Genomic DNA, 12,262 nt, shown 5'->3' on the forward strand with positions numbered 1-12,262 from the left:
AAGGAGGCCGCTTTGCCAGCCCCATACCGTGGCCTGATTCTCGACTTCGGTGGTGTCCTCACCACTCGGATGCGACTGAACGGGCAGGCGTTCGAGAGGACGGAGGGATTGACTCCAGGCGCGTATTTCGCGGCGCTGAATGAGCATCCCGACGGCGTCGCGATCTACGCAGCGCTGGAGGTCGGTGAGGCAACCCAGGAGGACTGGAACCGTGTCATCGGCGGCATCCTCGGTATCGACTCCACCGACCTGATGCGGCGCGCTCTGGCCAACCTCCACCCGGAGCCTCAGATCGTCGCCGCCGCGAAGCGCGCTCGCGCGGCAGGGATCAAGGTGGCCATGCTTAGCAACTCGTTCGGGATCGAGCCCTACAACCCGTACGAGGACAAGGGCATGTGGACGGACTTCTTCGATGCCGTGATCTTGTCGGAGCTGGAGGGTGTACGGAAGCCGTCGCCGCTCATCTATCAGCGCGCGCTTGACGCCCTGGACCTGACCGGCCCTGAGTGCGTATTCGTTGATGACCACGCGGAGAACCTGCCGCCCGCCGAGACCCTGGGCATCCGCACCGTGCACCACACGACCGATCCCACCGGCACAGCTGCCATCCTCGACTCACTTCTCCTCGACCCCGCTCCCGCCTGAACGAACAGAACTAAACAGCTCGCCGGGGGCGCCACTCCGGCCAACGAACGGCAGCAGTGTTCGAGGAGCCCTACGGGTTCCTCGAACGCTGAGGTCCAGGTATGGGATCTTCCTGACGGGTGTTCTAGATTGCCGGGGACTCGGGCCCGTCGGGTTCACCCGGCCCTTATGGAGTGGACACGCCCCCGTACGTAGGTCACCTAAAGCCAATGCCGTTGCCTTTGCTTTGGGCGTAGGCTGGTCGGCTGTGGATTCCCGGGGGTGGTGCGGGTGGCTGGGAGTGTGTCTGACTTATCGGGTCTGGGGCTGTTGACCTGGGTGTATCCGCCGGGGCTGGTGGATCGGGTGGTGGCGGCGTGTGGCCGGTCCGAGCAGCGAAAGCGGCTGCTGCCCGCCCGGTTGGTGGTGTATTTCGTGCTGGGGCTGGCGCTGTTCTCGCCTGCTCCGTATCTGGAAGTCGTGCGGCACCTGGTCGCTGGGCTGCGGAGCCTGGGGCTGCTGGGTGACTGGCATGTTCCGGCGAAATCGTCGCTGTTTCGGGCCCGGCAGAGGCTGGGATCCGAGCCACTGCGGGTGCTGTTCGCGACCACGGTGGCTTCTGAGGCGACCCCGGGTGCGTTCTGGCGTGGTCTGAGGGTGCTGGCGGTGGACGGGACCTGCTGGGACGTGGCGGACAGCGAAGCCAACGAGGCGGCGTTCGGCCGTCCTGGTCGAGGTGGGCAGCCACGCGGTGCTGGATGCGGAACTCGCCGGCTGCCGCACCGGGGAAGTGACCCTGGTGGGTCGTCTGCCCCGGTCCTGCGGTCCAGGTCAACTCGTCCTGGCTGACCGTGAGTTTCTTGGTGTCCCGTTATGGCGGGCCTTCACCGCCACCGGGGCCGACTTGCTGTGGCGGGTGCCCGCCAATCGTGTCCTGCCCGTCGACCAACCACTGCGGGACGGGTCATGGATCTCTCGCATCCACGCAAGCACCGATGCCTCCCACCGTGATCCGGTGACCGTGCGAGTCCTGGCCTACCAGCTCAAAGACACCGACGGGGACTACCGTCTGGTCACCAGCCTCCTGGAGGCCCGCCGTTATCCGGCCCGGCAACTGGCTGCCCTGTACCGCGAACGCTAGGAGATCGAAGCGGTCTTCGCCGAGATCAAAACCCACCAGCGCGGCGCGAAGGTGGTCCTCAGCAGCAAGACACCCGACGGTGTCCTGCAGCAGATCTGGGCCCACCTCCTGGTTCATCACGCTTTGCGGGAACTGATGCTCAGAACCGCGGCCACCCGACAACTCGATCCCGACCAGATCTCCTTCACCGAAACCCTGCGCACCGCCCGGCGCAGCGTGACCAGCACGCCGGGCAGCTTTTCCCCCTGACCTCCTGGTCCAGGCACTGCGCATACTCCAGGAAGACCTGCTGGAAAGACTCCTGCCCCAGACGCCTGCGCAGCCAGCCCCGCGTCGTCAAACGCAAGATGTCCAACTACTGGCTCAAACGGGCTGAACACCGTCACTGGCCCCAGCCCACCCGCACCGGCACCCAAGCGAACCGCATCCAACGACCCCGACCCACGAACCCGTAAGGCAACGGCATTGGCTTTAGGCCAGGACGGGAAGCGACGCGAGTCCGCGAACGAGACGAGTGCGCCGCCAGTCCAGTTGGTCGGCCGGTACGGCAAGGCGAATTCCGGGGAATCGAGTCAGCACCGTTCGCAGGGCGGTCTCCACCTCGGCTTTTGCCAGGGGCGCGCCGACACAGCGGTGGATGCCATGGCCGAAGCTGAGGTGTGCAGCGGCGTCTCGGTCGAGGTCGAGCAGGTCCGGTGAGGGGAACCGCGCCGGGTCTCGGTTGGCTGCCCCCAGGGCGACCAGCACGGGAACACCGGCTGGGACATCGGTACCGCCGAGCGTGACGGCTTCCGTGGTGAACCGGAAGGTGGCCGTACTCACGGGGGAGTCAAACCGGAGCAGTTCGTCGACTACGGCGGGGACGTCGTCCGGGTTTTCCCGAAGGCGTGCGAGTTCGGCCGGGTGCCGGAGAAGCGCCAGCAGGGCGTTGCCGAGGGCGTTGGTGGTGGTCTCGTGTCCGGCCACGAGTAGCAGCACGGCAAGAGAGACCAGCTCTTCCTCGCTCAGGTGGTCGTCTCCGTCGCGGGCCGAGATGAGCCGGTCAAGAAGCGAGTTGCCGGGGTCCGCGCGCTTGGCGGCGATGAGGCCCGTCATGTAGTCGGCCATGGCGTGCGAGGCCGTGTCGATGGCATCCGGTGCTCCGGCTGCGAACAGCTCTGCGGACCAGCGCTGGACATCGGGACGGTCGGCTTGCGGAATGCCGAGCAGTTCGCAGATCACGATGACCGGCAGCGGTACCGCGAGGCCGGCCACGAAGTCGAACCGTTCGCCGACGGGCCACTGATCCAGCAGCTCGTCGGTGACTTGGGCGATGAAAGGACGCAGGTTTTTGACGGCCCCGGTCGTGAACGCCTTGGTCACCAGCTTGCGCTGCCGGGTGTGCTCGGGCGGGTCGCTGGCCAGCATGGTGTGAGCGACCGCAGGGTGCAGGCGCCGTTGTGATCCCTTGCCCGCGAAGAAGACGGCGGTGTCCTTCGAGAGGCGAGCATCGCCGAGGGCTTCCCTGGCTTCCGCGTATCCGGTGACCAGGTAGGCGGGACGCCCACCGGAGCCGGCAGGTACGGGCTGCACCGGGCATGCGGATCGCATGGCCGCGTAGGCCGGATAGGGGTCCTGGAGGAAGCGGGGGTCCTGAGTGGGGTCGGTCATGCGGTCAGGCTCCAACTGGTTCCGGCTGGCCACCGTCGGCGACACGCGTGACATGGTTGGTGTAGGCGTGCGCCACCAGGAGGAGCCACTCCGTGTCCGCGCGCAGGTCCTTGCGGGAGGCGGCCTCCGCCGACGGCAAGGCAACTTCGTCGGCCAACCGTCCAGTCCTTTGGCCGGCCAGCGCTGCCTTTATGACGGCCGCCTCGACTGCTGCGGCGCCTTGCTCCGTTCCAGCGTCGAAAGCTTCGTCGGCCGTTTCCTGCACCCGGCGGGATCGGTACGGCCGAAGAGCGAGGATGCCGTCACTGATCTCGATGACCCGCCGCTGGAGCAGGAAGTCCGAGTCGTTCGAAACGTCTTCGGTGTCGTCTGCGGACGCCAGGACGATGTCGGGCATCGCGGCCGACAGGTCCTGCCACAGGGGGCCGAGCGCCTCGAAGGACTGCACCTCCCAGCGACGACGGCGGGCTTGGCTGATCGGGTAGAGCACAGCGGGCACGGTCAGGCCGAGACAGATCAGCAGGACAGCGAGCGCCGGAGCAGTCACGCTGAATACGCACGGCGCGGTGACGAGCGACGAGCACTCCGAGTTGCTGTCTATAAGGTCGAGGCCCAAGCCCAGGTCGACGAGTCGCGTCAGCTTGTAGATGCCGTAGACCAGTGCGAATCCGCAGCCTGCTGCTGCCGTCCGAAGACCTATCCGGACGCTTCCTCTACGTGTCGTCTTCGACTGACGTAGGGCCTGCACCAGGAAGTCGACGACGGCGAAGCCGAGGTAGGAGATGTACAGGAGCAGGTAGCAGGCGTACACCTGCGGAGAGCGGTGGGTCATGTGCTCGTAGGCGAACAGGACGATGATGCCGAGGACCGTCGCGGCGAGGAGGACGAGGCGTACCCGGATTCGCCGTCGGGCTTCCGCGGGTTCCAGGTTGAGCTGGAACGAGACGGCCAGGACCGCCGTGGCCGCCGCAAGCGAAGCACAGTTGCTCAGCAGCCGGGCGACGTGCGGTACGGCTGCCTCGACGGCGTCCTCGAACAGCGGCGCGTAGGAGGCGAAGGCCAGGGCGAATGAGCCGAGGAACGCTCCCATGGCCCACGTGCCCGTCGGTCGGGGCATCCCTCGGCCGAATACCCAGTAGCCGGCAGCCGCTGCCAGCAGGAAAGCCATGCCAAGGAAAACGGCATTCATCGTGAGCCGAACCGACCTCTCTTGAAGGGCTGGGCGAAGAGTGCCTCCCAACTGTCCGGTCCCCTTTCCGGCCGGAGGGAAGGGGTTTCGCGGTCGCGATAGATGCGTCGGCGGATAACCGACGCCATCGTCTCCGCCTGACGTTCGTCGCTTGTCGAGTAGCTCGTTCGCCCCGACATGCGCATCACCAGCGTGGGATTCACTCCGAGGGCCCGAGCCGTCTCTGCATCGACTTCCAGGCTTCCCGGGTGGTCGCAGTACACGTGACACAGTTCGTGCGTGAGGATGTGCCGCTGGTGGTGCACCGACGTGCCTTCCTCATAGAAGAGGAGGTCGGTCGAGGCGGTCTCGAGCCTTATACCGCAGGGCGCGTCTACTGCGCCAAGCGTGCTCAATGGCTTCAGGACGATCGGCTTCCCGCGACGTTCGGCTATCGCCTCACGCAATTCACGCGTAGTGAAACGGTGCGGCAGGTGCAGGAGATCGACCTGCTCCTCGCACCAACTGCGCAGTCGACTCTCATCGATTATTGGCAAGGACATGGCAAACCCCCCTGAACCTCGGCTGTGGGTCAACTTGCTGGCGAGTGGCAGCCAAGAGGATGCCAAGAGGAGGGGTGAACTCACACTTCCCGGAACCAGCAATTCCGGTTACGGAAGGTGAGCCGGAGAGCCGTCACAGAGCTGGGGCGCTGCACCTTTCGACCCCGACGGACGTGGCGCGACGCCAACCGCCACGGGCTGATGTACCGCACAGTCAGATTCATTGAGCACTCGACTATCCGTTATGTCTGACTACACAGGGCGACGGATTTGCCGTCATCCCATGGCCGCTCGGGGCACCATGTGGCGCATGTCACTCGCCAGTAAGGCGGTAGAATTCGGGGCCATGGACTCTCGGGATGGGCAGGTCGAGGGCAGTGACCTCGGCAGAGAGTCCCTGCCCGCCCTGTTGCGATCGTGGCGGAGACGTACAAATCCCCGAGGAATCCCGGGCCTGGTGGCCCCGGGGCGAAGGAGCGAGGGGCTGACGCAGCGTGATGTAGCTCGCCTGACGGGCGTGAGTGAGCGCTGGTACGGCGCGCTGGAGCGCGGCAACGAAGCCGCGTACTCGGCCGATTTCCTCGACCGGCTCTCGTCTGCACTTCGGCTGAATCCTGCGGAACGTCGCACTTTGTATCTGAAGGCGCTCGGCCGCCTGCCGGCCCTCACCGCCAAGCCGGAAGTGGGCGCGGCGGCAGAGGTGGATGAGGTACTGCTCCAGCAGTTCCTCGACAATCAGGCTCCCGCCCCGGCTTTCGCCACAGATCTCGCGTGGAACGTGATCGGATACAACGAGCCGCTGCTGGACTGGTTCCCCTGGGCCGCCCACCAGGGCAACCAGCTGAGATGGGCTTTCCTGGAGCCGGAGGCCCGTCAGCAACTAGTGGACTGGGAAGAGGATTGGGCACGTTCTTATCTGGGGCAGGTTCGCTACGCGCGGGCCCACTACCCGAAGAACAAGGCGCTGCTGCAACTTGAGCGGGACATCCTCGCGGGATCACCGGCTGCGCGCGACATGTGGGATCGCCGTGAGGTGATCGCACACTCCCACGGCGATCTGCGTCGGCTCAGACTCCCGTACCACCGAGGACGAGAGGTTGCGGTTCGCATCGTCGCCTTGCGGCCGATGCGCAGCGACCTCCTCCGCGTAATGGTGCTACTGGAAGACCGCCAAGGGGCCGGCGGTACCTGATCGGTCCGCCGCGCAGGCAGTGCCACCGTTCAGTCGAGCGCCCGACTCAATCATCGTCGAGCAGGTCCGAGTCTCCCGCATCCGGCATCCCCTCAAGCCGGCGAGCCTGGTCGATCACGGTATTCACCATGTTCAGGCTCGAAGCGCTGAGCCCGCTGGCACGCAAGGCGACCCGACGCACGTCCTGGTCACGCATAGCGGCAACAACCTGGATCTCCGCGCGCTGGCGTTCAGCCTCCTTCTCGTCGAAGAAGTAACCCGGACTCACCCCGAAGAACCCGGCCAGCGCCCGGATGGTCTGCATCTTCGGGTTCGTGTTGGTCCCGGTGCGGAGCTGCTGGATGGCGCTCGCGGAGATGGCTACACCGGAGGTGCTGCGGATGCCCTGCGAGACCTCCACGTACGTGAACGGGCCGCGCCCCTTCGGATGCACCTCGCGGAACAAGTAGTCGAGCAGCTCCGCAAAGGTGCGCTCGGTCTTCTCGGTCATCTACAGCCCTTCGTCATGACCGCCATCCTATCCACTCCAGTGGCGATCACTCCCGTCCTTGCTCGCGCACCAACACCACAGTTGACGCCGGTGCGCCATTTCGGTGTACGTTAACGCCCAAGCCCGTCCAGTTCAGTGTTCCTTACCTGATCAGAGCGGGCGCAAGAGAGCTGACTTGCACCAAAAGCCCCATTCGGTCCGGCCTCCAGGACGAGCTATGGGTCGGGCGGGAAGGGGAAGACGTGAGGGACTTACACGGACCGTGACGCGCGCCGCGCACGGGCCAACTCACTTTGACCCAATGAACGGCAAGGCAACGCGAGAGCGCGCGCTCCAGGCCATGCATGGCCTGGAGCGGCAATCTGCGGCGCGAGTCGCCCTGACAGCTTCACGCAAGCGAGATCCCGTGACTCTCTGCAACCAGTACAGAGTTTAAGAACCAACTCTGGATCCTGACGCGGGTCCGTGCGTATGTTCGTCGTCCCCGGGCAGCCCGCCCGCTACAGACGGACGTGAGGAGCACAGGAAGCACGGACCGGACCAAGCAGGTCCCGTAAAACAGCGACGGCGCCCGAGAGCTGTAACTCCCAGACGCCGAACGCTAAGTGGCATGCCCGCCCCGGCAAGGGCGGAGAGTGCCCACCAACACCACGCTGAGTCCTTCCGACGGGCACTTCAGCGTGGCAACACTGCAAAGGGGAGTATCGCATGCCTCCTGCCCTGCGCAAAAGGCCCTTCCGCCTGGCCTGCGCGGCAGCCAACTCCGTCCCGGCGCCTCAGCGCTCCGAGCCGGACCGCCTCATCCCGGCCCCGGCAACCGGTTGGTCCCGGCCTGTCGTCGGGAGCGGCCGATGAGCATCGAAGCCAGCGATTGGGTGTGGGAGCACAGCTCCAGCCGGGGTGTCGCACGTCTGGTGATGCTGTCGATCGCCGACCGTGTGCCCGACGAACAGTGCATCTCCTGGGCTTCGCTGTCCAGCCTGGCCAAGCGCACGCGCGCCTCGGTCTCCACGGTGCGCGTGGCCGTCGAGCGCCTGCTACTCGCCGGCGAGCTGGAACAGCTCGACGACCTCGTCGGCCCGCAGCGCAGCACGGTCTACCGCCTGCCTCTCGCCGCCGAAGCGGTCGTCCAGGCGCTGCGAGAGCAGCGGGAGGAAGCGGGCGACACGGCGGTGCCGGACGAGCCCGCTGGCCCTGCGGAGCTCCGGTTGTCGGCCCTGCGGCGGTACGGAATCCGCCCGCGTGAGGTGCCGGAATCCCCCGCGAGGGTCCGGAAACCGGCAGTACCGGAAACCGGCAGGTCCAGGCGGAAACCGGCACAGCGGCGTACCGGCCACCGGCACAGCGATGTACCGGCCACCGGCACACAGAACGGTAGTGAACCTGATTTGAACCGGAGGTACAGCAGTGGTGGTGCTGCGGTCACCTCGGCTGCCGAGTGGCAGGTCGACCCCGCCACCCACACCTGGGCCCGCCAGCAGGGACACCTCGACCGCCTCGGCGAGCAGGGCCTGCAGGCCGCCGACGCGAAGTGGCGTGCCCACCGGGCGGCCCATGCTCCGAGGCCGGCGGAAGCCTGGGCTGCCGACTGGCGAGCCTGGATCACCCGGGAGCACGCCCCCAGCCGCCCGAACCTCTACGCCGTGCCCGGCCAGAACACCGCCGCGCCCGGTGGCATGACGCGGGCCGAGAAGCACACCGCCGCCCTTCTCGCCGCCCTGGACGAGCCGACCGGAACGGAGGGCTGACCGTGGAGCGCCGCGAAATAGCCGCCCTGCTGGCCTACATCGGCCGGCTCGACCCCCGCAGCATCCGCACCGACGAGGGCGAGGCCCGCGACCAGCTCGCCCAGTGGAACGAGCTGCTCGGCGACGTGCCAATCGCCACCCCGCATGGCTGGGACGCCCGCGTCGCCGCACGCCAGCACTACCGCGCCTCGCCGTACCAGATCCAGCCCGCGGACGTAGTCCGCCCCTGGGAGAGCTACCGGCGCAACCGCCTGGCCCTCCACTCCGACCCCACACCGTCCGCGGACCCGGACGACCAGGCCGCCTGGACCGCAGAGCTGGTCGGCACCCGCCACGCCGTCGCCAACGGCATAGCGCAACCCGCACAGGCCCGGGCCATCACCAGCGGCCAGGAGAAGATCAACCCGAGGCTGCAGGCTCGACTGGAGCAGATCGGCTCCTGCATACCGCCCGCCGCCCGAGCCGCTCTCGCACCGTTCCGGCCCGCCCGGGCAGCACGCGAAGCCGCCGTCGCTCATGGGCTGCCCGACGCCCTGAGCGTGCGATGCGAGTGGTGCCTGGCCCCGGTCGGCGAGCCATGCCGCCGCCGCCGGATCGGCCCCAACGACGGAGTACGCGCCATCACGCCGCGCGCCACCCCGCACCCCGGCCGTGTGGACCTCGCCGCCCAGCAGGCCCAGCACACCGAGCAGGCCCAGCAGCCCGCCCTGGCCTGACCGGCGCCTCCGGCACGTGCATCCCGTCCGCTGCACCGCCGCAACCTCACCATCCCGCACCGGCTGCGGCGCACGCCCACGCGCCGCAGCCGGCACCCGACGCCGCACCCGCCGAGCACTGCGCTAGCAGGCCGGTGTGGCAGCACATCGGAGACTCGCCTTGCGCCACATCACCACCCACGACGCGCCGGCCACCGGCCTGCGCGGCATCGGAGACACCAGCTGGCACGCCCGCGGAGCGTGCCACGGCATGGACGTCGAGGACGCCGACGCCGTGTTCTTCCCCGGGCCCCGGGATCACGAGGAGATCGCGGAGGCGAAGGAGCTGTGCGGCTGGTGCCCCGTACGCCGCGAGTGCCTGGACTTCGCCCTGGAGAACGTCCTCAAGGAGGGCGTCTGGGGCGGGCTCACCGAAGCCGAACGGCGCCCGCTGCACGACAACCTGCACCGGCGCCTGGACTACCGGCGTGTGACCGCCTTCTTCCATGGACGCGACGTGCACCTGACGGAAGGCGAGCGACAGGTTGTGATCGACCACGCCTACGTCCGGGGCTGGCAGCCCGACCGGCTCGCCGCCGCCCTGCAGATAAGCCACAAGCACGCCCGCGACCTGCTCAGGCAAGCGGCCAACAAGGTCTTCGACCGCGACCGCAATTACGGCGTGCCCCGCTCCAAGAAGAAGCGGAAGAAGACCTCCAAGGCCAAGGCCACCACCGCGCCCGCAGTTCCCGGCACTCAGCAGCCGACAGGCCGCCCGGCGGCGTCGACCCCGGCGCACGCCCCTCTCGGAAAGGCAGCATGACCTACCCTGTCCTGGCCTTCGGTGCTCCTTCGGACCTCCCTCTCCTCCTCGCCGCCGTCGTGCCCGCCGTCCTCGCGCTCGTGCTGACCGCCTGGGCGATCCGGCGCCGGGGGGCCCGCTCGCAGAAACGTCTCGGCGGCCCGGCGGTCAAGGTCGCCGCCGTCGCCGCCCTGGGCTGCACCGCCTACAGCGCCGACACCAGCTGGCGCTTCGCGGCCGACTACCTCGACATGGCTGGTACCGCCGAGCGTGCCGGCATGTTCGCCGCCGCCGAACTCGCCCTGTTCGCCACCGCGCTGATGGCACGGCAGAACCTCGCCGTCCAAGGCGCCCCCGGCCTGCCGGGCACGCTGGTCTGGGTGATCACCACGGTGCAGGTGATCCCCGCCTACGCCGAAAGCGGCCCCACCGGCGGCACGGTCCGCGCCTTCGTCGGACCGGTCATGGCGGCGATGCTGTGGCACCTGGCCATGGGCATCGAACTGCGCCTGCGCACCCCGGGTGCAGCCTCGCACGGACTGATCGCCGTCCTGGGCCGGGAGGCACGCGAGCGTCTGCTGTCCCGCCTGGGCATCGCCGCGCGAGACCGCGACGCCGCGCAGATCACCCGTGACCGGGCCACCGCCCGTGCGGTCACCCTCGCCGCCCGCCTCGCCGAGCGCACACCCGAGCAGCAACAGAGCCGTCGCGGCCGGCGGCTGACGCGACGCCTGTCGAAGGCGGTCGGCAGGGCCTCGGTCGGCACCGATCCCCTCCAGCGAGCACAGCTGCTCGACCAGCTCGCCGCCCGGCGACACGCGCTGGCGCTCGCCACGGTCCCGCTCCCTTCTCCCTGGTCCCTGGCGCACAGCAGCACATCGGCGGCCACGGCCCCCGTACAGCCGACATCGAATGTGCCGGTCCCCGCCCCCGGCCCTGACGGTTCCGACGAGCCGGTCCGGGACCCAGGACCCAGGGCTCCTCGGGGACCGGTCCCCGAGGAGCCGGACCCGGAAGCCGAGGTCTGCGCAAGGACCGGGGGCGACGAATCGGGAACGCCCGCGGGGACCAAGCCCTCTGCAGGCGGTGCGGTCCCAGGGGCCGAACTCGCCGGACCGGAAGCCGCAGCGCGGGACGCAGCGGCCATGAGGACCGGCCACAACGCGCGAGAAGTAGCAGCTCAGGGCCCGGATCATCGGGGACCGGGCATCGCGCAGACGAGGGCCGAGACCCCCGAGGACCGGGGACCGGCCGCCCCGCAGTCCGGGACCGAGACCACCCAGGACCGAGGACCGACCGCCCCACAGTCCGGGACCGAGACCACCCAGGACCGAGGACACAAGGTCCCGCTTCGCCGGAAGCCGACCAGGACGTCCCGGACGAAGAACAAGGACAAGCGTGCCCGGTCCCGCTCTCCGCAGACGGAGCGCCAGGCACGCGAGCTGGGTCAGTCCGAGCGCCAGCTTGTCCGCGAGGTTCGCCCCCACGTTCCCGCCCTGCTCGAACGGGACGGGAACGGTGCGATCACCCGGGTACAGCTGCGCGAAATCATCCGCCGCCAGGGTCTGACGGGTGTCGGTAACGACCGACTCGGCCTGGTCCTCCAGGAGCTGCGGAACGAGGACATCACGACGACGAGGAGCACCGCCCGATGAAGACCTGCCACCAGTTCAAGACGGTCCGCGCGGAGTACGAGCGAGAGATCGGGTTCATGCTCGCTCACTCCGAGCGGCATGCGGGCAGGCCGGCGGCGAAGTCCAGTGCAAAGCAAGCTGCCTCGGCGAAACAGCGGATGGCCCGCGCGCTCAACAGCCACGTCGGGCGCTGCCCCGAATGCGGCTGAGCTAACAAAACCCCCGTTCAACGCCCGTATCCGTAAGGGTGGCCCGGCTCCACGCCGGGCCACCGCCCCGCTTGGGAGGCACGCCGTGACCTCGCATCCCCTTCGCTCTTCCCGACCCACCACCGCCGAGGCCGATGCCTGGGCGGACGTCCTGGTCCGCCGACAACTCCTCCACGCCGTCGTCCTCACGCCGACCGGGCAGTGGCTTGTCCAGGACCGTCCCAACAAACCGGTCCGCGTCCTTGCCAGCCCAGCCGATGTCCTCGCGCTGGCCGCCACCATCCAGCAACGCACCCGCTCTACGAGGCCCGAATACCGATGACGAACGCACCCAAGAACGGCACCA

Annotated in this window: 15 protein-coding genes; 12 read left to right on the top strand and 3 right to left on the bottom strand. The window is 68.3% G+C overall.

Annotated features, from left to right (window positions below; translation table 11 throughout):
- Positions 1-12: 12 nt before the first annotated feature.
- The 4 genes from ACRAKF_RS05795 (at position 13) to ACRAKF_RS05810 (ending at position 2,014) form a co-directional block, all read left to right on the top strand.
- Complete coding sequence (locus tag ACRAKF_RS05795; protein WP_055643649.1) at positions 13-645, top strand: HAD-IA family hydrolase; 633 nt, start codon at positions 13-15, stop codon at positions 643-645.
- Positions 646-993: 348 nt separating this feature from the next.
- Positions 994-1,473, top strand: a complete 480-nt coding sequence (locus ACRAKF_RS05800; protein ID WP_447041830.1) for a transposase domain-containing protein — start codon at positions 994-996, stop codon at positions 1,471-1,473.
- The gene (locus tag ACRAKF_RS05805; protein WP_447035778.1) at positions 1,376-1,765 is read left to right on the top strand and encodes a transposase; all 390 of its coding nucleotides are present in this window, start codon (positions 1,376-1,378) and stop codon (positions 1,763-1,765) included. The genes ACRAKF_RS05800 and ACRAKF_RS05805 overlap by 98 nt, the downstream gene beginning before the upstream one ends.
- 51 nt (positions 1,766-1,816) lie before the next feature.
- Positions 1,817-2,014, top strand: a complete 198-nt coding sequence (locus ACRAKF_RS05810; RefSeq protein ID WP_447035779.1) for a hypothetical protein — start codon at positions 1,817-1,819, stop codon at positions 2,012-2,014.
- A 222-nt stretch (positions 2,015-2,236) separates the two neighbouring features.
- Here the strand turns inward: ACRAKF_RS05810 and ACRAKF_RS05815 are convergent, their stop codons facing one another.
- Both ACRAKF_RS05815 and ACRAKF_RS05820 read right to left on the bottom strand, forming a co-directional pair.
- Positions 2,237-3,415 carry a cytochrome P450 family protein gene (locus ACRAKF_RS05815; protein WP_447041832.1) on the bottom strand — a complete coding sequence of 393 codons (1,179 nt, stop codon included), beginning with the start codon at positions 3,413-3,415 and terminating at the stop codon, positions 2,237-2,239.
- A gap of 4 nt (positions 3,416-3,419) precedes the next feature.
- Entirely contained in the window at positions 3,420-4,583 is a 1,164-nt protein-coding gene (locus ACRAKF_RS05820; RefSeq protein WP_447035780.1) for an MAB_1171c family putative transporter, read from the bottom strand.
- Between the two features lie 284 nt (positions 4,584-4,867).
- Between ACRAKF_RS05820 and ACRAKF_RS05825 the strand changes: the two genes are divergently transcribed.
- Together ACRAKF_RS05825 and ACRAKF_RS05830 are read left to right on the top strand one after the other, a co-directional pair.
- Positions 4,868-5,161 carry a hypothetical protein gene (locus ACRAKF_RS05825; RefSeq protein ID WP_447035781.1) on the top strand — a complete coding sequence of 98 codons (294 nt, stop codon included), beginning with the start codon at positions 4,868-4,870 and terminating at the stop codon, positions 5,159-5,161.
- A gap of 331 nt (positions 5,162-5,492) precedes the next feature.
- Complete coding sequence (locus ACRAKF_RS05830; protein WP_447041833.1) at positions 5,493-6,338, top strand: helix-turn-helix domain-containing protein; 846 nt, start codon at positions 5,493-5,495, stop codon at positions 6,336-6,338.
- Positions 6,339-6,384: 46 nt separating this feature from the next.
- Here the strand turns inward: ACRAKF_RS05830 and ACRAKF_RS05835 are convergent, their stop codons facing one another.
- Positions 6,385-6,828: a Secondary metabolite protein gene (locus ACRAKF_RS05835; RefSeq protein WP_447035782.1), complete on the bottom strand. Its 444-nt coding sequence runs from the start codon at positions 6,826-6,828 to the stop codon at positions 6,385-6,387.
- 851 nt (positions 6,829-7,679) lie between these two features.
- Here ACRAKF_RS05835 and ACRAKF_RS05840 point away from each other — a divergent pair.
- The 6 genes from ACRAKF_RS05840 to ACRAKF_RS05865 all read left to right on the top strand — a co-directional run bounded on the left by ACRAKF_RS05840 (position 7,680) and on the right by ACRAKF_RS05865 (position 12,238).
- On the top strand, positions 7,680-8,576 hold the full coding sequence (locus ACRAKF_RS05840) for a helix-turn-helix domain-containing protein (protein ID WP_447035783.1): 897 nt from the start codon (positions 7,680-7,682) through the stop codon (positions 8,574-8,576).
- Between the two features lie 2 nt (positions 8,577-8,578).
- Complete coding sequence (locus ACRAKF_RS05845) at positions 8,579-9,292, top strand: zinc finger domain-containing protein (protein WP_447035784.1); 714 nt, start codon at positions 8,579-8,581, stop codon at positions 9,290-9,292.
- Positions 9,293-9,452: 160 nt separating this feature from the next.
- Positions 9,453-10,094 (top strand): WhiB family transcriptional regulator, encoded by a 642-nt coding sequence (locus ACRAKF_RS05850; RefSeq protein ID WP_447035785.1) that lies wholly within the window; start codon positions 9,453-9,455, stop codon positions 10,092-10,094.
- Entirely contained in the window at positions 10,091-11,728 is a 1,638-nt protein-coding gene (locus tag ACRAKF_RS05855) for a hypothetical protein (protein ID WP_447035786.1), read from the top strand. Before ACRAKF_RS05850 ends, ACRAKF_RS05855 begins: the two co-directional genes overlap by 4 nt.
- Positions 11,725-11,916 carry a hypothetical protein gene (locus ACRAKF_RS05860; protein WP_007491133.1) on the top strand — a complete coding sequence of 64 codons (192 nt, stop codon included), beginning with the start codon at positions 11,725-11,727 and terminating at the stop codon, positions 11,914-11,916. The genes ACRAKF_RS05855 and ACRAKF_RS05860 overlap by 4 nt, the downstream gene beginning before the upstream one ends.
- Before the next feature lie 85 nt (positions 11,917-12,001).
- Positions 12,002-12,238: a hypothetical protein gene (locus ACRAKF_RS05865; protein WP_447035788.1), complete on the top strand. Its 237-nt coding sequence runs from the start codon at positions 12,002-12,004 to the stop codon at positions 12,236-12,238.
- The last annotated feature ends 24 nt before the right edge of the window (positions 12,239-12,262 follow it).

This window comes from Streptomyces sp. DSM 118878 (assembly GCF_052936595.1).

Bases quoted from the DNA above. Each gene is read 5' to 3' on its own strand.
- ACRAKF_RS05815 (WP_447041832.1), bottom strand. From the start codon at position 3,415: ATGACCGACCCCACTCAGGACCCCCGCTTCCTCCAGGACCCCTATCCG.
- ACRAKF_RS05820 (WP_447035780.1), bottom strand. From the start codon at position 4,583: ATGGCTTTCCTGCTGGCAGCGGCTGCCGGCTACTGGGTATTCGGCCGA.
- ACRAKF_RS05830 (WP_447041833.1), top strand. From the start codon at position 5,493: ATGGACTCTCGGGATGGGCAGGTCGAGGGCAGTGACCTCGGCAGAGAG.
- ACRAKF_RS05835 (WP_447035782.1), bottom strand. From the start codon at position 6,828: ATGACCGAGAAGACCGAGCGCACCTTTGCGGAGCTGCTCGACTACTTG.
- ACRAKF_RS05840 (WP_447035783.1), top strand. From the start codon at position 7,680: ATGAGCATCGAAGCCAGCGATTGGGTGTGGGAGCACAGCTCCAGCCGG.
- ACRAKF_RS05855 (WP_447035786.1), top strand. From the start codon at position 10,091: ATGACCTACCCTGTCCTGGCCTTCGGTGCTCCTTCGGACCTCCCTCTC.
- ACRAKF_RS05860 (WP_007491133.1), top strand. From the start codon at position 11,725: ATGAAGACCTGCCACCAGTTCAAGACGGTCCGCGCGGAGTACGAGCGA.